22 protein-coding genes and 1 pseudogene are annotated in these 21,721 nt (G+C 67.9%); 11 read left to right on the top strand and 12 right to left on the bottom strand.

Annotated features, from left to right (window positions below; genetic code table 11):
• Window positions 1-56 precede the first annotated feature (56 nt).
• Both CFP71_RS34160 and CFP71_RS45170 read left to right on the top strand, forming a co-directional pair.
• A complete protein-coding gene (locus CFP71_RS34160) occupies window positions 57-842 on the top strand; it encodes an alpha/beta fold hydrolase (RefSeq protein ID WP_093938074.1) in 786 nt (261 codons plus the stop codon).
• 345 nt (window positions 843-1,187) lie between these two features.
• Window positions 1,188-1,385 (top strand): annotated as a pseudogene (locus tag CFP71_RS45170) (Scr1 family TA system antitoxin-like transcriptional regulator); the annotation flags it as partial.
• 60 nt (window positions 1,386-1,445) lie between these two features.
• On the opposite strand, the gene CFP71_RS34150 reads toward CFP71_RS45170, so the two are convergent.
• From CFP71_RS34150 to CFP71_RS34135, 4 genes are read right to left on the bottom strand one after another with little or no spacing between them, the layout of a single operon-like run.
• The gene (locus CFP71_RS34150) at window positions 1,446-2,198 is read right to left on the bottom strand and encodes an ESX secretion-associated protein EspG (protein ID WP_093938073.1); all 753 of its coding nucleotides are present in this window, start codon (window positions 2,196-2,198) and stop codon (window positions 1,446-1,448) included.
• 27 nt (window positions 2,199-2,225) lie between these two features.
• Window positions 2,226-3,554 carry a PPE domain-containing protein gene (locus CFP71_RS34145; RefSeq protein WP_093938072.1) on the bottom strand — a complete coding sequence of 443 codons (1,329 nt, stop codon included), beginning with the start codon at window positions 3,552-3,554 and terminating at the stop codon, window positions 2,226-2,228.
• A complete protein-coding gene (locus tag CFP71_RS34140; RefSeq protein WP_093938071.1) occupies window positions 3,554-4,171 on the bottom strand; it encodes a DUF3558 domain-containing protein in 618 nt (205 codons plus the stop codon). The genes CFP71_RS34145 and CFP71_RS34140 overlap by 1 nt, the downstream gene beginning before the upstream one ends.
• Window positions 4,171-4,593, bottom strand: coding sequence for a hypothetical protein (locus tag CFP71_RS34135; RefSeq protein WP_244199948.1), 423 nt, complete (start codon window positions 4,591-4,593; stop codon window positions 4,171-4,173). The genes CFP71_RS34140 and CFP71_RS34135 overlap by 1 nt, the downstream gene beginning before the upstream one ends.
• 305 nt (window positions 4,594-4,898) lie before the next feature.
• Between CFP71_RS34135 and CFP71_RS34130 the strand changes: the two genes are divergently transcribed.
• From CFP71_RS34130 to CFP71_RS34120, 3 genes are read left to right on the top strand one after another with little or no spacing between them, the layout of a single operon-like run.
• Window positions 4,899-6,044, top strand: coding sequence for a hypothetical protein (locus CFP71_RS34130; protein ID WP_244199947.1), 1,146 nt, complete (start codon window positions 4,899-4,901; stop codon window positions 6,042-6,044).
• Between the two features lie 26 nt (window positions 6,045-6,070).
• Complete coding sequence (locus CFP71_RS34125; RefSeq protein ID WP_093938068.1) at window positions 6,071-7,258, top strand: AAA family ATPase; 1,188 nt, start codon at window positions 6,071-6,073, stop codon at window positions 7,256-7,258.
• Entirely contained in the window at window positions 7,255-7,995 is a 741-nt protein-coding gene (locus CFP71_RS34120; protein WP_093938067.1) for an HNH endonuclease, read from the top strand. Before CFP71_RS34125 ends, CFP71_RS34120 begins: the two co-directional genes overlap by 4 nt.
• On the opposite strand, the gene CFP71_RS34115 is transcribed toward CFP71_RS34120, so the two are convergent.
• Complete coding sequence (locus tag CFP71_RS34115) at window positions 7,971-8,606, bottom strand: SRPBCC family protein (protein WP_093938066.1); 636 nt, start codon at window positions 8,604-8,606, stop codon at window positions 7,971-7,973. The two genes, CFP71_RS34120 and CFP71_RS34115, sit on opposite strands and share 25 nt — an antisense overlap.
• Window positions 8,607-8,717: 111 nt before the next feature.
• Entirely contained in the window at window positions 8,718-9,377 is a 660-nt protein-coding gene (locus CFP71_RS34110; protein ID WP_093938065.1) for a hypothetical protein, read from the bottom strand.
• A 179-nt stretch (window positions 9,378-9,556) separates the two neighbouring features.
• Between CFP71_RS34110 and CFP71_RS34105 the strand changes: the two genes are divergently transcribed.
• Window positions 9,557-9,862, top strand: a complete 306-nt coding sequence (locus tag CFP71_RS34105; RefSeq protein ID WP_093938064.1) for a DUF6204 family protein — start codon at window positions 9,557-9,559, stop codon at window positions 9,860-9,862.
• 10 nt (window positions 9,863-9,872) lie between these two features.
• Here the strand turns inward: CFP71_RS34105 and CFP71_RS34100 are convergent, their stop codons facing one another.
• Window positions 9,873-10,712 (bottom strand): neutral zinc metallopeptidase, encoded by an 840-nt coding sequence (locus tag CFP71_RS34100; RefSeq protein WP_093938063.1) that lies wholly within the window; start codon window positions 10,710-10,712, stop codon window positions 9,873-9,875.
• 159 nt (window positions 10,713-10,871) lie between these two features.
• Between CFP71_RS34100 and CFP71_RS34095 the strand changes: the two genes are divergently transcribed.
• Complete coding sequence (locus CFP71_RS34095) at window positions 10,872-11,897, top strand: polyprenyl synthetase family protein (RefSeq protein ID WP_005151913.1); 1,026 nt, start codon at window positions 10,872-10,874, stop codon at window positions 11,895-11,897.
• Window positions 11,898-11,912: 15 nt separating this feature from the next.
• Window positions 11,913-13,334, top strand: coding sequence for a sunset domain-containing protein (locus tag CFP71_RS34090; protein ID WP_093938062.1), 1,422 nt, complete (start codon window positions 11,913-11,915; stop codon window positions 13,332-13,334).
• Between the two features lie 192 nt (window positions 13,335-13,526).
• Here CFP71_RS34090 and CFP71_RS34085 read toward each other — a convergent pair whose 3' ends face one another.
• The 4 genes from CFP71_RS34085 to CFP71_RS34070 all read right to left on the bottom strand — a co-directional run bounded on the left by CFP71_RS34085 (window position 13,527) and on the right by CFP71_RS34070 (window position 17,998).
• A complete protein-coding gene (locus CFP71_RS34085; RefSeq protein ID WP_093938061.1) occupies window positions 13,527-14,591 on the bottom strand; it encodes a 2-oxoacid:ferredoxin oxidoreductase subunit beta in 1,065 nt (354 codons plus the stop codon).
• Window positions 14,588-16,495 carry a 2-oxoacid:acceptor oxidoreductase subunit alpha gene (locus CFP71_RS34080; protein ID WP_093938060.1) on the bottom strand — a complete coding sequence of 636 codons (1,908 nt, stop codon included), beginning with the start codon at window positions 16,493-16,495 and terminating at the stop codon, window positions 14,588-14,590. Before CFP71_RS34080 ends, CFP71_RS34085 begins: the two co-directional genes overlap by 4 nt.
• Window positions 16,496-16,785: 290 nt before the next feature.
• Window positions 16,786-17,538 (bottom strand): enoyl-CoA hydratase, encoded by a 753-nt coding sequence (locus CFP71_RS34075; protein WP_093938059.1) that lies wholly within the window; start codon window positions 17,536-17,538, stop codon window positions 16,786-16,788.
• A 13-nt stretch (window positions 17,539-17,551) separates the two neighbouring features.
• The gene (locus tag CFP71_RS34070) at window positions 17,552-17,998 is read right to left on the bottom strand and encodes an Lrp/AsnC family transcriptional regulator (RefSeq protein ID WP_005151923.1); all 447 of its coding nucleotides are present in this window, start codon (window positions 17,996-17,998) and stop codon (window positions 17,552-17,554) included.
• 74 nt (window positions 17,999-18,072) lie between these two features.
• Here CFP71_RS34070 and ddaH point away from each other — a divergent pair, with 74 nt between their 5' ends.
• The 3 genes from ddaH (at window position 18,073) to CFP71_RS34055 (ending at window position 20,451) form a co-directional block, all read left to right on the top strand.
• Entirely contained in the window at window positions 18,073-18,918 is an 846-nt protein-coding gene (ddaH, locus tag CFP71_RS34065; protein WP_208636093.1) for a dimethylargininase, read from the top strand.
• A 91-nt stretch (window positions 18,919-19,009) separates the two neighbouring features.
• Window positions 19,010-19,666 carry a polysaccharide deacetylase family protein gene (locus tag CFP71_RS34060; RefSeq protein ID WP_093938057.1) on the top strand — a complete coding sequence of 219 codons (657 nt, stop codon included), beginning with the start codon at window positions 19,010-19,012 and terminating at the stop codon, window positions 19,664-19,666.
• 119 nt (window positions 19,667-19,785) lie between these two features.
• Entirely contained in the window at window positions 19,786-20,451 is a 666-nt protein-coding gene (locus CFP71_RS34055; RefSeq protein WP_093938056.1) for a glycoside hydrolase family 75 protein, read from the top strand.
• A 160-nt stretch (window positions 20,452-20,611) separates the two neighbouring features.
• On the opposite strand, the gene CFP71_RS45165 is transcribed toward CFP71_RS34055, so the two are convergent.
• Window positions 20,612-21,232, bottom strand: a complete 621-nt coding sequence (locus CFP71_RS45165) for a hypothetical protein (protein WP_244199946.1) — start codon at window positions 21,230-21,232, stop codon at window positions 20,612-20,614.
• Between the last annotated feature and the right edge of the window lie 489 nt (window positions 21,233-21,721).

Below are 21,721 nucleotides of genomic sequence, written 5' to 3'. Positions count from 1 at the left end.
TTTTCGTGTCAGAGCGACGTCAGGGTGGTGTCAGGCCGGACCTCGATAGTTCCCTCATGACTTCCTCCTCCTGGACCGGGATGCTCCCGGTCGAAGACACCCAGCTGGCCGTGACCGACACCGGCGGCCCCGGCATCCCCGTCGTCTACCTCAACGGCCAGTTCGCGACCCAGGGCTATTGGAAGCGGATCCTCGCCGACCTGGGGACGGAATTCCGCCACATCACCTTCGACGAGCGGGCGCGCGGCAAGTCCGGGCGTTCGGCCGACTACTCCTTCGAAGCCGCTGTCCGCGACGTCGACGCCGTCCTCGCGGCCAGGGGAGTGGAGCGGGCTGTCGTGGTCGGCTGGTCCTACGGCGCGGTCGTCGCCGCGCACTGGGCCGCCCGCAACCCGGAGCGGACCCTGGGCGCCGTCATGGTCGACGGCGCGTTCCCGCACGACTGGCTCGACGACGCCATGGAGGTGCGGATCCGCAAGCTGTTCAAGCGCCTGAACCTGGTCATGCCGCTGCTGCGTCCGACCGGCCTGACGCCGCGCATGTCCGCCGCGCAGCAGGCGGAGAGCAACATCGAACTCGGCAAGCTCTCCCGGGAATCCGAGCTGGGCCCGGTGCTCGACGGCATCACCGTCCAGACGCGCTACGTCGTCGCCTCGGGAACCTCCTTGGGCAGTCGCGGCGACGAACAGGAACAGATCCGCGCCGGCCTCGACCTGGTGACCGCTCGCAACGCGAACATCAAGGTGAGTGCCAAGGTCGAAAGCAACCACGGCGCGCTGCTGAAGAAGGACTTCCGGTCCATCTCGGCCGCCATCCGCGAAGTCGCCCACGTCGGGGAATGACTTGCCAGGGCGCATCGGGCAGGTTGTCGGTGATGCCGAAACCGCGAAGGACGGCTGGACTGGCCACGACCGAGGCCGCCGGCAAGCTGGCGTGGTCGCAGCCGACGATCAGCCGGATCGAGACCGCAGCGTGTCGGCGAGCGGTGGGACGCGCTGCTTTCACTGTCTCGCGACAGCGGGCCCTGGTGGTTCGGCGACGTGGATCTGCAGAGAAAAACCCCTGCACGGTAAGAAAAAGGAGACGATGACAATCGTCGAATTCGGAGCCGTGCTCTTGCCTGGTCTGGATTCGCCGCCTACATAGATGAAGGGGCACTGCATCGTCAGGTCGGCGGGCCGCGGGTGATGGCGAACCAGCTTCGACATCTCGTCTCGATGGCCGAACGACCCGACGTCGAACTGCGGGTCATCCCCTTCACGGCCGGAGCGTATCCCGGTGGCGCCTACGTCTTGCTGGAGTTCGGCAGTGCGCCGCCGGTGGTGTACCTGGAACATCGGCGTTCCGGGCTGTTCCTGCACCGCCCGGCCGACGTCGAACCGTATCTTCAGTCCACTGTGGACGCGGCGGCCCTTGATCCCGCGCGGTCGGTGCGCCTGATCGAATCAGTGATCGAGGCTCGCTCGCAGCGCGGCGACTTTTTGCGACAGGAGCACGGGTTCGCCGGGCAGGACGGTGATGTACCGGTTCCGGGGCGAACCGGTCACGTGCATGGCGACGCGGCCGGCGTCGAGGTCCAGATACGTCAGGCCGTCGACGGCCTCGGTGCGTTTGCCTCCGTCAGAGCGCTTGGCCGCGGCGAAGAACCCGACGCCGAAATAGGGCTGCTCGAAGACCTCGTCCAGCCGCCGCGCTTCCCTGCTCCGTGACTCGGGTTCGTCGTAGAGCTCGTTCCCCGCGGCGAGTTTGAAATCGTCCTGTGGCAAGGAAAACGGCGCGAACCGTGCGGGCGGATACTCAGGCAGGTTCATCACGAGCGCCGCCGCGCGATCGGCCGTCCGCACCCCTTTCAGCCACACTCGGCTCCCCTCGCAGATCGCGGTCACCGCCGCGCGCCCGCGCACGGCGACGAGCACGCTGTACTGCTCCGCCTCCGTCCGCACCGTCGCGTAGTACTCGGTGTCCGGCCGGTCGAGTACGTGCAAGACGTCTTCGAAATCGCTGGTCAGCCGCTTGCCCTCGGTGAACCCGAGCCCGCCGAGCTCCTCGAACGCGGCCCGGTCTTCGCCGTTGCGCGACGACGGCGGGACGTAGCGCAGCCCGCCCGCGAAGATCAGATGCGGATCTCCGCAACCGGCGTGACGGAACGCGGTCAACAAAGTGTCGAGCGTGATCTCGACCGGGCGCGCGAGCACCACGTGTCTCCCTCCCCTGGGACTGTGGTGCTAGCTCTTCTTCTCGCCGATCACCGGCGGCATCGGCTTTTCGGTGTAGCCGCCGAAGGTCTCGTCCGGATCCGGGTTCTGGAGGTACGCCGGAGCCCTCTTCTCCTTGTCCTCCTCGCCCTTCCCGCGACCCGCGCCGGGCGCCATCGGCATCCCGTTCGCGCCGCCACGACCGGCCGTCCCGGCCGCTCCCGCTGTTCCCCGTCCGCCAACGCCTTCACCCGGCATCCCGGCGCCGCTGCGGCCGCCCATGCCGGGCTGTCCCGTCGTGCCACCCGGGACTCCGCCTCGGAAGCCGCCTCCGGACACGGCCGGTGCTTTGCCGCCCGTTCCCGGTCCGCCTGGCCCGGTTCCTGGCCCGCCGGTGATCGGTCCTCCGGTCCCCGGACCGAACGGGCCGTAGCCGGGCGGGAAGGTGCCGGGCGGGTTGTAGCTGGTGGGCGGCCTGCCGTTGGGCCCGAAGTCGAGGTTCGCCGCCGGCGGCACGACCGGTGTGGTCTGAGGTGGCGTGTACGAATTCGCGCGTGTGCCGTCATCGGGCTGCTGGTGCGATCCCGGCTGCTGACCCGGCAGGTGCTGACCCGGCTGGGGGCCTTGACCAGGCTGCGGACCTTGGCCGGGCTGCGGACCGCTGCTTTCGCCGGGACCACCCTGGCCCGGTGTGCCGGTGCCCGGCCCGTTCGGGCCACTCGGCCCGCCCGTGCCCCGGTAAGGCTCGCCGATTCCGGGATCGCGCCTGCCGTCGGAGCCGTCGCCGAACCCCTTCGCCGCCGGCTTCCCGGAACCGCCGTCGTCCAAGGTGACGCTGCCGCCGGGGTCGGTGAGCTGCGCGTACTGGGCGGGCAGTTCGTCCCCGTTGGAGGTGCTGGCCGAGTGGTAGGTCGCGAAGGTGTCGATGTTGTGCTGGCTGTCGTCCTGGTAACTCTTGAGCTTGTCGAAGTAGCCGACAGGCTTGCCCTCCATCAGGTCGATCGCGTCCTGGGCGGTGGGCTCGGGCTGCTGCGGCGGCACCGGCTTGACGGAGTTCTTGGCCGACCCGAACGCGTCCATCTGCGCGGTGATGGCGTTCTGGGCGACGGACAGGTGCATCGCATCGTCCATTGCTGCCTCGACCAGCGGCTTCGTCGCGGCTACGGCGGCGTCGCTGGAGCCACCTTGCCAACCGGCCGCCGTCTTGTTGGCGAGCGCCGTGAGCCGCATCATTCGCTCTTGGTGACGTTTGGCGAGGTTGTAGGCACCCTGCTGAGCGTCGGACAGCGAGTCGGTGCCGTCGCCGCCGGTGACCTGTTCGTAGATCTGGGCGGCGGTGAGCGGTCCTTCGGCGACCATCAGTTGCCCCCTCGGATGGTGGCCAGGACCCTGATCGCGGCTTCGCGCGCGACGTCGCAAGGATCCTTCTTGCCGATGTTGGTCTCAGACTGTTCTAGTGCGATGCCGACGGTTTCGGTGTCGCTTGTTCCAAGCGCGACGGCGCACTTTCCCGTCGAACGCTCGTCTTTCCTGCCGTAAGCGGTCAGCGGGTATCCATCAACCGGTGCGAGTGGTTCGACGAGCTCGTAAGTCACACCTTTGGCCTGGTAGACACTTCCTGTGCCTCCGTCAGGAGACCTACCGAAGACCACGCTCACGAGTGGGCGAGTAGTGGAAGGGACGGACCAAGTGCAAGCAGGCCCCGCTGCGCCATCTCGCGGTTTGGCTTCCACGGTCGGACCGAGGATTTCTGCAGCCTGCTTTTCGGTGAGTGCGTTGCAAGGCGTCTGTTTTACCTGCGTCAGGTCGATAGGAGTGCTGACCTTGGGGACGTCAGTGGTAGTGACCTGACCAGCAGTGCTCGAGGGGTTCGGGTTTGCACCGCCGCTTGAAGGTTGAGGTGTTCCGTTGGTTGAAGGTGAGCAAGCACAGAGGGCGAGTGTGGCTGCGCTGAGCACAAGAATGATGCGTCGCATCAGGCGAGGCCCTTCGGCTGTTGGTTGATGACAGTCCTGGCATGATCTTCCGCAGTGGCGTACTTGCCAAGGGCGGTCAGGTACTTCTGGGCCATATTCTGGCAGTAGGCGATGCGCTGATTGAGAGCATCGGTAAGTGCTTCACCTGACTGTTGGGTGACGCCTGCGTTGTTCTCGCTGGCAAATTCCTGTCCGGGCGGCTTGGCTTTGGCGACGTAATCAGCGTCGATCAGGTCGTTCTTGTATTCGACAGCCAGGGCTGACCACTCCTTCACCAGTTCGTGAAGGGTCGCCTCGTCGTACTTGAACCCCGCGCCTTCCGCGACAGGCGTCCCGTACGAGCCCCCGGTGGGGCGGGCGAGGATGCCGAGCGCGTCGTTCCAGCGGATCCCCGGTTCATAGGTCGGCGTCCCCTCAGGCATGCCCATGCACCCCTGACGCCTCGTACCGATCCCCGCTGAATAGCCGAAGCCACCCCGAAGTCACCGTCGTCATCCGCCCCTCCCGTGGCTACAAGGCGCGTCTCCCCGATGCACCCTGCGTAATCCGACGCCGGGAAGATTACCAGGGTTCCCCGGGTGGCGAACCCGTCTGCATAAAGCCCCGTTCCTCTCTGAATAGAGTCAAGAACTCTGGTGACTATCCGTGAAAACCCTTCAGGTGAACTCGTCCAGGGAATTGGTGTTCTACCTGGTAGCTCACACCTGAGATTCGCATACTCTGCGTAATGAAGTTCCGAAGAGTGATTCTCGGCGCAGTGATCGCCAGCCTGTTGGCGGCATGTGCGGATTCCGTTGATACACCCCCACCGCGACCGCAGTTTCCGAAATGGCATCCGAAACAACAGCGTCCCGCCGACCGCGACGAACAGGTCGTCGACGCGGCGCTGGCCGCATTCGATTTCTGTCGGCTGATCGATCAGGCCGCTTATGACCGCCGGAAAGGCGGCGACACCCGGCCTGTCACACGCGAACCCGAGGTCAAGGACGGCAAGAAGTGGTGCACGCTCTACCGAGACGGTTACGAAGATCTCGTCTACGTCCACGACGTGGATCCAAGCCACGCGTGGCTCCGGAACGACGGGACCGTCGTCGACCTCGCCGGAGTGAAGGCCTATCAGGTCGAAACCCGCCGTGATGGCGGCGTCAGCGGCTGCGCGATCACGGTACCGGTCAGTTTCCAGCGCGCGGTCAAGTTCGAACTCGGGATGAGCCGGAGCAAGGATTGCGAACTCCTCCGCGACTTCGCCACCGCCGGAGCCGCGAAACTTCCCCGCGACCTCGTGTACCCGCCGGACGGCCAAGACAACGGGAGGGTCGGCGCGTGCGCGAACTGGGTCTCCACCACCAAAGGCGAGAACTGCGATCCGGCGGTCGAGGCTCAGGTGCCCACGGGCGCCGAGCTGATCCTCGCCGCCGGTGCCGCCGATCCGAACGTCGAATGCGCGGTCTTCCGCGACGCGGTCCAGAAGACTTTCGGACCCGAGTTCGAGCCGATCGCCACGCCGGGCTCCTGCTACTTCGTCGAACCGCGGCATCGGCTTCAGATCGAGGCCGGGGCCACCGCGAACGGCGGCGCGCCGGGGGAATGGCTCGCGGATCCGAACAAGACCTACAAGGACCACCATCAGACCAGGTTCAGCGGAAACCCCGGCGTCACGTTCCGTTCGACGGACGACCGTGAGTTCTCCCTCTACGTCTCGCCGCTCGGCAACCTTGACTCACCTGGCCATGTCAGGCTGAAGATCGCACCCCAGCAGGAGCGCGGGATCGACGACTGGGATCGCTTCAAGACCGTCTCGACGGTGGACGTCGCCAGGGCACACGCTGTGATGGAACTCGTGATGGCGACCCACTTTCGGATGGCGAGGTGACGTCCGCGCCGTCGTAAGCTTTCTCCATGTACATCGAGCGGGTCCGGCTGGAGAACATCCGCGGCTTCAGCGGCGCTCGCGCGGTCGACCTCCGGCTGCCCGGCCCCGGCTGGGTGGTGCTCGCCGGGCGCAACGGCTCGGGCAAGACGTCGCTCCTGCGTGCCATCGCGGTCGCGGCGGCGCCGGACGTGGCCTGGGGCCTGCTGTCGGACGCCGGCAGCTGGATCTCGATGGACCAGACGTCGGGGTCGATCGAGCTGTCGGTGATGCGCGAGGAGGGGCCGGCACCGGTCGAGGTCCGCTGGCTCGACTCCGGTCTGCTGCCGATCTCCGGACTGCCGCCGGGCCAGCCGTTCTGCGCGGCGTACGGGCCTTTCCGGCGGCTGGCGGGCGGCAGCGGCGAGGCCGAGTCGTGGATGCGCGGCGCGGGATCGCTCGCGCGGATGGCCAGCCTGTTCCACGAAGACGCCTCGCTCGCCGAGGGCGTCACCTGGCTGATCAATCAGCATCTCCGTGCCCTGGAAGGAAAAGCGGGTGCTCGTGAACTGAAGGACACGGCGCTGGAGATCCTCGGCGACGGCCTTCTGCCCGGTGGTTACCGGATCCGGGACGTCGATTCGGACGGGCTCTGGGTCGAGTATCGCGGCGACAGGTTCCCGTTGCGCGAGATGAGCGACGGCTATCGCACGGTGACCGCGCTCGTGGTCGACCTGCTCAAACAGCTCGACGGCGCGGGCCTCGATCACGAGAGTCCCGGTGTCGTGATCATCGACGAGGTGGACGCGCATCTCCACGTGTCGTGGCAGAAACGCATGGGGCCGTGGTTCAAGGCCCATTTCCCGCGGATCCAGTTCATCGTCACCACGCACAGCCCGTACGTCTGCCAGGCCGCCGACCCCGGCGGGCTCATCCGGCTGTCCGGGCCCGCCGAGCAGGTCCCGCCGCGCGTGGTCTCCGAGGAGCTGTACGAGCGGGTCGTGTTCGGCAGCGGGGACGACGCCGTGCTCTCCGATCTTTTCGGCCTGGACACGCCCTATTCGCCGCAGGCCGTCGAACTGCGGGAACACCTCGCCGAGCTCGAGTTCCAAGTGGCCTCCGGCCGGGCGGACGCGAAAGGTGTCCGGGAGTGGGAACGCCTCCGGGGCATGCTGAGCAGTTCGCCGCCGAGCCGGGTGGACGAAGTGGCCAGGCGGTTCGAGGCCGACGATCGGTGATCGGGATCCGCCGGATCGCGCTGCCGGGGCGGGTGGTGGCCGATCTCGAAGAGCTGACCGCGCGGATCCCTTCCGGTGACAGCAAAGAAGCACGCCGGCTCTGGCGCGTTTCCCGTGCCGTGCGGCGTTCCTTGCGGGCGGGCCTGGACGTCATGGCCGCCGGCCGCGGCTACTGCATGTACTGCGGCGACGGCCTCGGGTCCACTGTGGACCATTTCGAGCCGATCGCGCGGAATCCCGGGCGCGCGTTCGACTGGCTCAACCACCTGCTCGCCTGCGAGTACTGCAACAGCCACCACAAACGCGACCTGTTCCCGGTCGACGGCGACGGCGACAGCCTGCTGATCGACCCGACCGCCGAAGACCCGCTGGACCACCTGTTCCTGGTGTTGTCGATCGGGACCTACCGCGCGTTGACCGAAAAGGGCGAGCAGACCATCAAGGTGTGCGGGCTGAATCGCGCGCAACTGGCGCGTGGGCGGGAAACGGCGGTCAACCAGGTGAGCGCGCTCGTCATGGGCTGGTGGACCGCGCGCGAACTGGGCGACGACGCGAAGCGGCGCGCGATGGCCTGGACGCTGCTCGACCAGCCGCACGCCGACGTCCTCCACGCGATGCTCCGGCAGGCGGGGATGCCCGGTGCCCGCGCCGTCTTCCGCGCGGACGACGAGCTCATCGACCTGCTTCTCGCCCCCGAACTCGCCGAAGACCTTCAGCTCTCCGGCGGCGCGGTGTAAGCGGCCAAGGTGGCGTCGGCGCGTGTGCGGGCGGTGTCCGCGTCGGTTCCGTTGGCGACGTCGGCCTCGTACCAGGCCTCGTTGCTCAGGGTCATGAATCGCACGCCCTCTTCGCTGGTCATCCAGGCCATGGCCGCCTCGGGGTCGGCGGCCTCGCCGGATTCGAGGTGCAGCGCGAGCCCGTTCACCATCATGTCCCAGCCGATGCCGACGGCGCCCGGCCCGAACCGGTTCCAATGCTCGTTCGGAACGGCGGTGTGGTCGAGCTCGAACCGCGTGCGCCCGTCGGCTTCGGGGCTCAGCCGGACCTCGATCCAGCTGACGTCGCCGCCGTACTCCCAGGTCGCGGCGAAGCTCTTCGGGGGATCACAGCGTTCGATGGTCCCGCCCGCGTTGCCTTCGAGCTGGTACTTGCCGCCGACGCGCAGATCGCCGCTGACCGGCAGGAACCAGCGCGGGATGCGTTCTGGGTCGGTGCAGGCGTTCCAGAGATCGTCGATGCCGGTGTCGTAGACCTGGCTGACGGTCGCCGTCACCGCCTCGCCGGCTTCGACCACGCGCTTGCCCAGCTTGCGCTGGACGGAGTTGATCTGACTGGTCACGTCGACCATCGGTGCCCTCCTCGGCTCGGCTGCGGCCAAGATATCAGCGCAGACTTATATAAGCCAGAAGAGAAAAGGGGTGCCCGGCGCGGCGCCGGACACCCCTTTTCGGAGGGTGGCTTACGGAGTGGGGGAGCAGGCCGTGCGCCCGATGACCACTTCGCCGGTGATGTTCGAGGCCGGGGCGAACTTGATCCGCAGCATGGTCAGCCCGATGCTGCCGTCGCCCGGCAGCGTCTGCTCGTTGAAGACCGCTTCGGCGAGCAGGGTGCCGTTGGACTTGGTGATCGGCTTGACGTAACCGACCGGCACCGGTGACGGCAGGGTGCCGATCCCGGTCGCGCCGCCGTAGGTCCAGCTCGCGTTCGTGTTGTTCTGGGTCGCCGTGCAGCTGACCGAATAGGACCTGATCTTGATCCGCGGGCCGCTCGACGAAACCAGCGCCGACAGCTCGAAGTTCTCCCCCTTGGCCTCCGACTTCGTCGTGGTCACGTCGTTCGCGGGGTCGACGACGGTGGTCGTGCACGTCGAGGTGCCACCACCGAACGTGATCCCGGTCTTGCTCACGGCCCCGGACGAGTTGGCCGTCGGTCCCTCGACCGCGCAGTCGGCGAGCGACGAGATCGAAATCGGCGTCGCGTTGCCCTTGGTGAAGGCGGCGGAACCGAGCGAGGCCACGCCCGCGGGGTTCGCGGCGGCGGCCGGTGCCACCCCGGCGCCGAGACCGGCCAGCAGCAGCGCGCCGACCAGGCCGGCCCGGCTTGCGATGGTGATGCGCATGGGCTTCCTCCTCACGTGACGGAGAGCGAGCCGGATCGGCCGTTCTTCCTTTGTGATCACTATCTGCGTGTCGGATTCGACCGTTGCGCGTGCGACGGTCGTTTCACTCGACCGTGGATCATGGGCACCCATTGGATATTCAGGTTCGTATCCGGATACAGGTCTGTATATTCGGGCGCATGCCGACCTACCGCGTCCTCGTCAACGGCAAGTTCGACCACCCGGACGCCGACACCCGCGCCCGGCTGCTTGCCGAGCTGAGTCACCATCAGGCGATCGGGTTCACCGAGGACGGCCTGCTCACCTACAGCGCGCACCTCGGCGCGTTCACCTACCGCGTCACGCTTCAGGGCGAAGAGGAACGCGACGTGCTCGACGAGGCGGAGCTGAAGGTCATGGAGCTGCTGGACGCGAAGGGCTATCCCTACCGCGACGTCGCGGGGAAGGCGACCTGCATGGACGACATCAAGATCCGTCGCCGCTGAGCCCGGACGATCAGGAGACCTCCTTCGCCGGTGCGACGAAGGTGTTGCACGCGGAGGTGTCCTTCGCCGCCAGGCCGCGCTTCTGCCACAGCGAGGCGCTCTTCGACGAGCCGTGGGTGTCGCTGTTCTCGAACGTGCTCTGCCTGAGCTGGATGACCATCCCGGCGCCGATCGAGCCGCGCCCGGCGGCGTTGGCGAGGAACATCGCGCTGAAGCAGTCCGCCTGGAGTTCGAACCGCCTGCTCAGTTCGAGGATCTTCGGCGGATCGCCGTCCTCCAGTTGCCTCGGCAGCGGAAGGAAGATCGTCGCACCATCCCAGCAGTAGAAGCCCATCGCCTCGTCGGGAGGCGGCGCAGGGCCGCAGGCGGTGTTCTTGACGTCGTGGACGTTGACCGCGACAGGGATCCGCGGCTCGCCGACCTGGGTCAGGATCGGATGCCACGCCCGCTCCAGGCAGGGGATCAGCGCCGAGTGGAACGCCTCCAGCTTCTCCTGCGCGCGATGGAGCTTGGGCAGCTCGCAGGTCACCTTCGGCATCGTCACGCCCGGGGCGACGATCGGGTTGGCCGCCGTCTCGAGTTTGCGGGTCGGTACCTCGGCGTGTGACGTCGGCGGCGTCACGGATGTCACAGCCGTCGAGGACGGCGAGAGCGTCGGCTGCCGGGTCTGGACGGTGTCCGCCTTCGACTGCTTCAAACCGCCCACCACGAGCGCTGCCACGACCAGCATCAACGCCATGAACACGGCGAAGAGGACGACGGTGATCCCCACCGTCGAGCGCTGCTCCCGATAGTCTTCGGCGGGAGGCGCCCACGCCGGTCTGTCGCCGGAATCGTCCGGTCTCTCCATGGTGTTCCCCCAGTTCGTGCCAAGGTGGGCAGGATACGTGGCGGGGGTGTCATGTTCGTCACCGTTTCCCCTGGACAGCAGGTCAACAGGGCTCAGCGGGTAGCCACTACGCTGGAAGCAACCCCGAACGGTGTCAAAGAGAGCGGAGCCGACGTGTCTGTGTCTTCACCTGCCCCAGGTGGTGCCATCGAGGACCTGCGCGCGTCCGTCGGGCTCCAGATCGCCGACGAGCAGCTCTTGCGCACCCTCGCGACCGGTCTCGCCGACGTCGAGACGCTCCTCCGCGACGTCGTCCGCAGTGACGTCAAGGCCGTCGAGGACGCCGCTTCGCACCTGGTCGAGGCGGGGGGCAAACGTTTCCGTCCGCTGTTCACGCTACTGGCTTCGCAGTTCGGGCCGAAGCAGGGCGACCAGGTGGTCACCGCCGCCGCGGCGGTCGAGCTGGTGCACCTCGCGACGCTGTACCACGACGACGTGATGGACGAGGCGACGATGCGCCGCGGCGCGGAGAGCGTCAACGCCCGCTGGGACAACACCATCGCCATCCTGACCGGCGACTTCCTGTTCGCGCACGCCTCGCGGCTGGTCGCCGACCTCGGCACCGACGCGGCCCGGATCATCGCCGAGACCTTCGGCGAGCTGGTCACCGGCCAGATGCGCGAGACGGTCGGCCCTGGCGAAGGCGACGACGCCGTCGAGCACTACCTCACGGTCATCGCGCAGAAGACCGGTTCGCTGATCGCCACCTCCGGCCGGTTCGGCGGGATGATGTCCGGCGCGCCCGACGACTACATCGACGCGCTCCGCCGCTTCGGCGACATCATCGGGACGGCGTTCCAGATCTCCGACGACGTCATCGACATCGCGTCCGCCTCCGACGAACTCGGCAAGGCCCAGGGCACGGACCTGCGCGAGGGCGTCCGCACTCTTCCGATGCTGTACGCGCTGGCCGACCCGGCCACCGACCCGCGCCTGGTCGAGCTGCTGTCGGGGCCGATCTCCGACGACAAGCTCGTCGCCGAGGCCCTGGACCTGCTGCGCGCCTCGTCCGGACTCGAACGCGCACGCGAAACTCTTTCCGACTACGCTCGTCGGGCGCGTGCCGAGCTCGCGGCGCTGCCCGCGTCGCCCGCCCGGGACGCCTGCGAATCGGTCGCCGACTACCTGGTCGCGCGAACGCATTGACAAAGGGCGGGTTGGATGTCCATTTTCGGACAGGTTTGGCTGTGGAGTCTGCTGGCGTTCGTCGTCGGCGCGCTGCTCACCTGGCTGGTGCTGGTGATCCCGGCGCGCAAGCGCGTCCGTGAGCTGGAAAGTTCGCTGGCCACCGCGCACGCCGAGAAGTCCAGGCTGCCCGCCGGGGTGAGCCTCGGCGCGGGGGCCGCGGCCGTCGCGGGCGGGACCGCGTACCTCACCAAGCCGTCGCACGACGAGCTGGACGAGGAGTTCGCGGCCGCCGAGGAGCCACGGCCCGCGTACCCCGAGACGCTCACCGAGCAGGAGCCCGCGCCGTCGCAGTGGACCGAACCCGTCGAGGAACAGGCCCCGGAGCCCGTTCGGGATGTGCGTGAGGACTTCGTCGAGGAAACCGCGCCCGAACCCACCGCGACGCAGATCTTCGAGCCCGCGGAGCCGGTGCAGGCCCTGGAGCCTTCGGAGCCGGTCGAGCCGCAGACCTTCGAGCCCGAAGACGAGTACGAGGCCGAGTACCGCACCGCGCCTCAGCCGGACCTGGAGCCCGACTCCGACCCGGAAACCGCGGCCGAGCGGACACAGTTCATCCCGGCTGCCCAGCTGGAGCCGGAACCCGAGCCCGAGTCTCAGCCGGAGAACCCGTACGCCGCCGCGGCGACCGAGTACCTCCAGCCCGCGTCGAAGCTGGACGTCGAAGCGGAACCCGAACCCCTGCTCCCGCCCGAGCCGCTGCCGGAGCCGCAGCCGGTCTTGCCGGGCGAGGGCCCGTACCGGTCCCGCCTGGAGATCCAGTTGGACCCGGAAGGCGCCGAGACGCAGCCGGAGCCGGTGTCGCTGTTCAGCCCCGCTTCGCGCGTCGAAACGGAGCAGGCGCCCGTCGAGACCAGCTGGTTCGAGCGGGAAGAAGCGCTGCACGACGACCCGCCCGCGTACGCCTTCGGTTCCGACGAAGAGGCGAAGGCCGGTCTCCTCGAATCGGAGCCCGAGACCCCCGCCGAAGCCACCCAGGTGCTGCCCAAGCGCACACCGCGGGGCGCGGTGCGCGGCGGTTTCGAGCCGCCGCAGCCGATCCAGCCGTCGATGCGGGCGATCGAACGTCGCGAGCCGGAGCTGTCCGGTGGGCAGAGCGGTTCGCTGTTCGAGCCGGCCGTCCAGCCGGGTGACGCGATGCCGGCGCCGGAGCCGCCGCCCGCGCGCCAGGCCGCCGCTCCTGTCTCGGAGTCCGTCCCGCCCGGCCCGTTCGGTCCCGGTTCGGCGATGCCGCGGCCGGGTGGTGGCCGTCCCGCCGACGACTTCGCGGTCAAGGCCAGCGTGACGGCTCTGCGGTACTGCACCGAGGAGTCGCCCCAGTTCCCGAAGATGGTCGCGGAGGTCTGGTTCCGCTCCGCCGCTGACGCGGAGCGAGTTGGCTTCCGGCCGTTATCTTGAGCGCGCGCTGACGGAAACGCGCCGAAGGGGCGCCGTTCGCACTGAGCGTCAAGCTCAGCGTGAAGGCGCCCCTTCATCGCGTTTCCGTGGGCCTCCGGCCCGAAAGAGGGCGCGCGCAGTGCGGACGACTCGTCGCGCTGACGCGCTACCGAGCCGTCAGTCCGCCGGTCGGGTTTCGCTGCCGCGCGCGACCTACACGACAGTCCAGGTGTCTTTGCCGCGTAGGAGGCCCTGGAGGTCCGGCTTGCGAGCAGCCTGGGCCTCCTCGACCTGGGCACGCGCCTGGTCGTCGTAGGTGGGCCGCTCGACTTGGCGCAGGATGCCGGTCGGCACGTGGTTCAGGTTCTGGTCACCGATCCGCGAAAGCGCGAAGGCGTACGAGGTGTCCTCGATCGCCGGGTCGTGCACGACGAGGTTCTCCTCGCCGATGTTCGCGACCTTCCCGACCTCCAGCCCGGCCCACCCGCTTCGCGTGACGCCGTACTCGCCCTGCGGCCCGAACTTGATCGGCTCGCCGGACTTCAGCGGGATGAGCCGGGTGGCGGCCTCGTCCTTGTCCTTGAGGACGTCGAACGCGCCGTCGTTGAAGATCGGGCAGTTCTGGTAGATCTCCACCAGCGCCGACCCGCGGTGCTTCGCGGCGGCCTCCAGCACCTCGGTCAGGCCCTTGCGGTCCGAGTCGAGCGCGCGGCCGACGAACGACGCCTCGGCGCCGATGGCCAGGGAAAGCGGGTTGAACGGGGTGTCGACCGAGCCCATCGGGGTGGACTTCGTGACCATGCCCGGCCCGGACGTCGGCGAGTACTGGCCCTTGGTGAGGCCGTAGATCCGGTTGTTGAACAGCAGGATCTTGATGTTCACGTTGCGCCGCAACGCGTGGATCAGGTGGTTGCCGCCGATGGACAGCGCGTCGCCGTCACCGGTGACGACCCACACCGACAGGTCCGGCCTCGCTGTCGCGAGCCCGGTCGCGATCGACGGCGCGCGGCCGTGGATCGAGTGCATGCCGTAGGTGTTCAGGTAGTACGGGAACCGGGACGAGCACCCGATGCCCGAGATGAACACGATGTTCTCGCGCTTGAGGCCGAGCGTCGGCAGGAACGACTGCACGGCGTTGAGCACGACGTAGTCCCCGCAGCCGGGACACCAGCGGACCTCCTGGTCCGACTTGTAGTCCTTCGCCTTCTGCGGTTCGGTTTCGGCCGGGACCAGGTCCAGGCCGCCGAGTGTGGGAATCCCCAGGTCAATCGCGGTCACTTCGCCGCCTCCGTACTGGTGATGATCTCCGTGAACACGCCTTGCAGCTCCTCCGCCTTGAAGGGCAGCCCGGCGACCTTCGTGTACGACTTCACGTCGACGAGGTACTTGGCCCTCAGGAGCATCGACAGCTGGCCGAGGTTCATTTCAGGGACGACGACGGTGTCGTACGAACGGAGTACGTCACCGAGGTTGCCCGGGAACGGGTTGAGATGCCGCAGATGCGCCTGCGCGATCGGCATGCCCTCCTTGCGGACCCGGCGGCACGCGGCGCCGATCGGCCCGTAGGAGGAGCCCCAGCCGAGCGCCAGCACCCGGGCCTTGCCGCCGCTCGGGTCGTCGACGACGAGATCTCCGACGTCGATGCCGTCGATCTTGGCCTGCCGCAGGCGGACCATCTTCTCGTGGTTGTCGGGGTCGTAGGAGATGTGGCCGGTCTTGTCGGCCTTCTCCAGGCCGCCGATGCGGTGCTGGAGTCCGGCCGCGCCTGGCACCGCCCAGGCTCGGGCGAGGGTCTCGGGGTCGCGGACATAGGGCCAGAATTCCCCGGATCCGTCCTCGGCATTCGGCTCGGTGGCGAATTCCACCCGCAGGTCCGGAAGCTGCTCGACGTCCGGGACCAGCCACGGCTCCGACCCGTTCGCGATCGCGCCGTCCGACAGCAGGAACACGGGGGTGCGGTACTTCAGCGCGATCCGGGTGGCCTCCAGCGCCGCGTCGAAGCAGTCCGCGGGGGACAGCGGCGCGACGATCGGCACCGGGGATTCACCGTTGCGGCCGAACATGGCCTGCAACAGGTCGGCCTGCTCGGTCTTGGTCGGCAGCCCGGTGGACGGGCCGCCGCGCTGGACGTCGACGACGACCAGCGGCAGCTCGGTCATCACCGCGAGGCCGATGGCCTCGGACTTCAGCGCGACACCGGGCCCGGACGTCGAGGTGACGCCCAGCGCACCGCCGTAGGAGGCGCCGAGCGCCGCGCCGATGCCGGCGATCTCGTCCTCGGCCTGGAAGGTCAGGATGCCGTAGTTCTTGTGCTTGGACAGCTCGTGGAGGATGTCCGACGCCGGGGTGATCGGGTACGTGCCCAGCAGGATCTGCAGCCCGGACTGCTGCCCGGCGGCGACCAGCCCGTACGCCAGCGCGGTGTTCCCGGTGATCTGGCGGTACGTGCCCTGGTTCAGCTTCGCGGGCGCGACCTCGTACGTCGTCGCGAACGACTCCGTCGTCTCGCCGTAGTTCCAGCCGGCCCGGAAGGCCAGGATGTTGGCCTCGGCGATGTCGGCCTTCTTCGCGAACTTCTCGCGCAGGAACCGCTCCGTGCCCTCGGTCGGCCGGTGGTACATCCAGGAGAGCAGCCCGAGCGCGAACATGTTCTTCGCGCGTTCGGCGTCCTTTTTGGACAGTCCGGTCTCTTCGAGCGCGCCTCTGGTCAACGTCGACATGGCGACCCGGTGGACTTGATAGGCCGAAAGGGTGTCGTCGTCGAGCGGGTCGTTCTCGAAACCGACCTTGACCAGGTTCCGCTTCGAGAACTCGTCGGTGTTGAGGATGATCGTCCCGCCTGACGGGACATCCGCGAGGTTGGCCTTCAGGGCGGCGGGGTTCATCGCGACCAGGACGTCCGGCCGGTCGCCCGGCGTCAGGATGTCGTAGTCGGCGAAGTGCACCTGGAAGCTCGAGACGCCCGGGATGGTGCCCTGTGGCGCGCGGATTTCCGCGGGAAAGTTCGGCATGGTGGACAGGTCGTTGCCGAAGGCGGCCGCTTCCGAAGTGAACCTGTCGCCCGTCAGCTGCATGCCGTCACCGGAGTCACCGGCGAACCGGATGACCACCCGGTCCAGCTTGGCGACCTCGGTCGGCCTGACGGCCGACAAGGAGCCGTTGCCGTTCGCACTCGTGCTCATAGGACAGGGATTCCCTCTCTCCCGACGTACCTCGTCCCCGGCCGTGCCGGAGTCCGGCGTGCCTCGCCCGGCGGTGTCGGCCAGGTCACAGGTGCCATGTTCCGAGGTTAGTCCTCGGCACACTTCCCAGGTTGCCGTAAAAACGGTCTGGACCTACTTCTGGAGTGTCCTGAGCTCGGCGCTGAGCGGGGATTTTCCGGTTTAAGTGTTACCGATGGTAACGGTCAAGGACGCGCCCCGATTGTGAGGCGTATCTCCTTCCAGCGTAGTGAAGTCCGGTCGAGGAACGGTCATCGGCCGGTAATGGCCGCTCGCAGCCTGGTGAGCCGTTCGGCGAACGCGGGCGCGGTGAGCGACGCGATCTGCGGCTCGATCTCGGCGTCGACGGCGGCCGAATGGTCGGTCAGTGAAGCGGTGTGCCGAAGCGTGCGTTTGGTGGCCAGGAGGACGTCGCGCGGCGCCTCGACGGCCGGTTTCGCCAGTTCACGGGCGGCCTCGATCAGGTCCCCCTCGACGAGCCGGAGCGCGAGTCCGCATTCGACAGCGGCTTCGGCGCCGACGACCTCACCGAAGAGTGTCATCGCCGCGGCCTTCTGCGGTCCGACGAGCCGCTGGATCATCCACGTCATCCCGCCGCCGGGATGGATGCCGAGATCGAGAAATCTGGCCACGAACTTTGCCCTTTTTCCCACGATGCGGACGTCCGCGGCGAGCGCGAGGTTCAATCCGGCGCCGACGGCCGCGCCGCCGACAGCGGCGATCGTCGGCAGGGAACAGCGCGCCACCGAGAGAAACCCGGCATAGATCGCGCGGAGTCCGTCCTCCCGGGCGTCGGCGAGGGTGTCCAGGTCGGCGCCCGCGCAAAAGGCCGGCGGAGCGCCGGTGATGACCAAAGCGTGGACACTTTCGTCGGCTTCGGCGCGTGCGACGGCCTCGACCAGCTGCGCGGACAGGTCGAGGGTCAGGGCGTTGCGGGTCGCGGGGGCGTCGATGGTGAGTACGGCGACGCCGCCGTCGTGGCTGGAGCGGATCTGATCGGTCACGGGCCCGAGGGTGTCACGCTTCCGGCGTCGGCGGGCGTTCCAGCAACCGGGAAAGGACGACGGTGGAGACCGTGCGGTCGACGATCTCCAGTCCGCGCAGCCGCTCCAGCGCGGTCTCCAGGTGATGGATGTCCGACGCGCGCAGGTGGACGATCGCGTCGGCCGCGCCGGACACCGTGTAGGCCGCGACGACCTCCGGCAACGGTTCCAGCCGGGCGCGGATCCGGGCCGGGGTGATGTTGCCGTTGCAGGTCATCTCGACGAACGCCTCGGTGCCCCAGCCCAGTGCCTCGGGGTCCACGACCGCGGTGAACCCGCGCAGGACCCCGGTTTCGAGCAGTCTGTCGACCCGTCGTTTCACCGCGGGCGCCGACAGGCCCACGACTTTGCCGATGTCGGCGTAACTGGACCTCGCGTTGGCCATCAGGCATGAAACGATTCGCTGGTCGATGGTGTTCACACGCAATGTTTAGCAGGTATGTGCGCAGCGAACAGCGATTGATTGCGGAATTAGGTGAGCCTTACCCTTCGGGTATGCCGGAACTGGAGCAGCAGCCCCGTGTACCCACGACGCGCCGCTACCTCATGTGCCCGCCGCGGTACTTCGCGGTGGATTACGTCATCAACCCGTGGATGGACCCCTCGGTCCCGGTCAGCGTCGAGACCGCCATGGCGCAATGGACCGAACTCCGAGACACCTACCGACGCCTCGGCCACACGGTCGAGGAGATCGACGCCCAGCCCGGCCTGCCCGACATGGTGTTCGCGGCGAACTCCGGCACCGTCGTCGACGGCCGCGTCCTCGGCTCGAGGTTCCGCGCCCCGCAGCGCACCGCCGAGGCCGAGCACTTCCGCCGCTGGTTCGTCGAGCACGGCTACCGCGACATCACCATGCCCGAGAAGATCAACGAGGCCGAAGGCGACTTCGCCTGGACCGGCAAGATCCTGCTCGCCGGCACCGGTTTCCGGACCGACCCGGCCGCGCACGCCGAGGCTCAGGAGGTCCTCGGTGTCCCGGTCGTCTCGCTGCGGCTGATCGACCCGAGCTACTACCACCTCGACACCGCGCTGTTCGTGCTCGCCGAGACCACCGACACCACGTCCGCGCAGATCGTCTACTACCCGGAGGCCTTCTCCGCCGGGTCGCGGAAGGTGCTGGAGCGGATGTTCCCCGACGCGGTAATCGCGGACCGGGCCGACGCCGAGTGCTTTGGGCTGAACGGGGTGTCCGACGGCCGCAACGTCGTCCTGCCGGTCGAGGCGACCGGGTTGGCGGCGCGGCTGACCGACCGTGGCTACGAAGTCGTCTTCGTGGACATTTCCGAGCTCAGGAAGGCCGGCGGCGGTCCGAAGTGCTGCACCCTGGAGATCCGCAAGTAATCCGTTCGTGGACACCTTGCGGGATCATGTAACTACTCCATTCGCCAACTCGATTAATCGGGAAACAGACTCGGTCCCGAATGAGGCGCGGATGGTGATCCTGGCGATTGGCGGCGTGGGCAGGCCCGTGCGCGCGCTCGATCCAGGCGAAAACGAGACATGGGTGACGGTCGACCAGTTCGAGCGCGTGCTCGACACGGTGGCCGGACGGGACGATGTCGGGCTCACCTTCGACGACGGCAACGTCTCCGACGTCGAGATCGCGCTCCCCAGACTGGTGGAGCGCGATCTCACGGCGGAGTTCTTCCCGCTGGCGGGCCGGATCGGCCAGCGGGGTTTCGTCGACGCCGACGACCTCCGGAGCTTGAGCGACGCGGGGATGTCGATCGGCTCGCACGGCTGGGAGCACCGCGACTGGCGGCGGCTCGACGGCAGGCACGCCCGCCGCGAACTCGAAGCCGCGCCGAAGCTGCTCGCCGACCTGAGCGGGAAACCCGTACGCGCGTTCGCGCCGCCGTTCGGCGCCTACGACCGGCGCGTGCTCAGCAGGCTCCGGCGTTCCGGCGCGACCCGGGTGTACACGAACGAAGGCGGTGCGGTGCCGCGCGACAGCTGGCTGCGGCCGCGGACCGAGGTCCGGCACGACGTCGACCAGGAGTGGATCGACAGCGTGCTCGGTGAGCGGGATGGCCTGTACCGCCGAGCGGGACGGATGATGGCGCGAGTCGCCAGGCTTGCCCGCTTTTGACCGGTTTTCGTCGCATGGTTGGAAAACAACCCCCCCCGCCGGGTCTTGAGTCGACCCGTGCCCGGCTGCATCCTGAGCACCCTCGGTAAAGAAGCCTTATTAACTAAGGGGTGCACGGTATGCGGAAGTTGCTCCTGTTCTCGGCGATGGTGGTGGCCGCCGGACTGGCCCCCGCGGCGGCGGCCTCGGCGGCCCCTTCGACACAGGCGGGGCCGACCGCGCAGCAACTGCTGGCGAAGACCACGAGTTGTAACCAGATTTCGAACGGCAAGTACAAGACCGACGACGAAACCGGCCGGACCATCGCGGTCTGCGACGCGGGAAACGCCGTGTTCTGGAAGGCCGACATGGACGTCGACTGTGACGGGCAGCCGACCCCGCGGTGCAACAAGAACACCGACCCGTGGTTCCAGGACGGCACCGCGTACCCGCGCTCCGACGGCAAGGCGCTGATCGCCGACCAGACGCCCTACATCGTCGTGCCGAGCATCAGCAGCACCTGGAACTTCGAAAAGTCCGGGCTCAAGGGCGCCGGCTCGTGCGCGGTGATCTACAACAACAAGGTGCTCTACACCGTCATCGGTGACACCGGGCCGAAGGACATCATCGGCGAGGCGTCCTACGCGACCGCGAAGTCGCTGGGCATCAACCCGGACCCGGCGAACGGCGGCGTCGACTCCGGGGTCACCTACATCTGCTTCAAGAACTCGAAGGTGTCGCCGATCGAGGACCACGGGAAGGCGACCTCGGTGGGTGAGGGGCTGGCCGCGAAGTGGGTCGGGTAAGGGGGGCGGGGTAAGGGGGCCGGGTGAAGGTGGGGCGGTGAAGGTGGGCCGGGTGAAGGTGGGGCGGTGAAGGTGGGGCGTGGGTCGGGTTGGTCGTGAGTGGTAAGTGACGTTCTAACGTCACTTACCACTCACGACCACCTGTACCGACCACTCACCTTCACCCTCCGCACCTCCGGCACGTCCCCGCTCGCGCACCTGTCGGGTCCCAGCCCTCGCGGACCAGGATGGCCCGAACCTCGGTGGCGACGAGGCACGGCGAGTCTCGGACGTCCTGCCAGCCGTAGACGAGTCGTGCTCGCCCTGCCAGCTCCGCGGCGTTGTCGCGGCGACGGTCTCGGAAGGCGACGCCGGGCGTGGCATGGGTCGCGCGGCCGTCCAGCCGGACCGTCACCGCGGCGCCCTGTGCGTCGTAGGTGACGTCCTCCCAAAGTTTCTTGCCGTCCACCTCGATGGGTGTCTGCCGACTTCCTCGCGGTAGGCCGTGCCCGTCCTCGACGTCCTCTTTGTAGGCCACTTCGAGCGCCGACATGAGTCCACCGCCGACGAGCGCGAGGCCGTATCGGATGGCGGGCCGATAGCGGAACGGTGGCCGGACGAGTACGCACGCTTGCATGGTCGCGACCGAGACCTTGGTCCGGCCGAGCAGATCGACGATGACGTTCGTCGCCTGCCGCGGTGTCCGCTGCGCGGTGGCGAGGTCGAGAATCGTGTCCGTGATCCTGGTCCGCGGTGGATTCGTTCCGGCGGCGATATGAGGCAGTGCACGGGATCTGTGCACTATGACCACAGGTGTCTGCGAGATGGCCGAGAAAGTGTAAGGGACTGTGATTTCCACAGGTCCCTCGATGATCGGGAGAATTTTCCATTCTTCCGCGGCCGTGCGATGGCTCAAGACGGCGTGACCGCTCCCGTAGAGCAGTGCGGCGTGGATCTTCGCCGAACGCGACAACTCACCGGTGAACGTCGAGTAAACGCGCGGGAGAACTCGCTGCCAGCGGCCGCCTGAGAGATTTGCCCTGATGTCCGACATGGTGTGGCCGTAGGCGCGTAGTTGGTTTCTCGAGACGATTCCCTGTTGTTCACGCAGAAGGACCGGCCAGCTCGGGCGTTGTTCGGCCGGGATCGACTCCTCGGACCAGCGTTTGTGGGTGGGCACCCTTCGACGATCGCCGCTGAACCGCCACTGTGGAGAGCTAGGAGCGAATCTGTGGATAACAGAGCTGAGAGGAGGGGTGGCTGTGGATAACTCGGTCGGGGTGGTCGTGAG

It is taken from the genome of Amycolatopsis thailandensis, assembly GCF_002234405.1.
Classification (GTDB): Bacteria; Actinomycetota; Actinomycetes; order Mycobacteriales; family Pseudonocardiaceae; genus Amycolatopsis; species Amycolatopsis thailandensis.
This window is presented reverse-complemented; position numbering and strand designations above follow the sequence as displayed.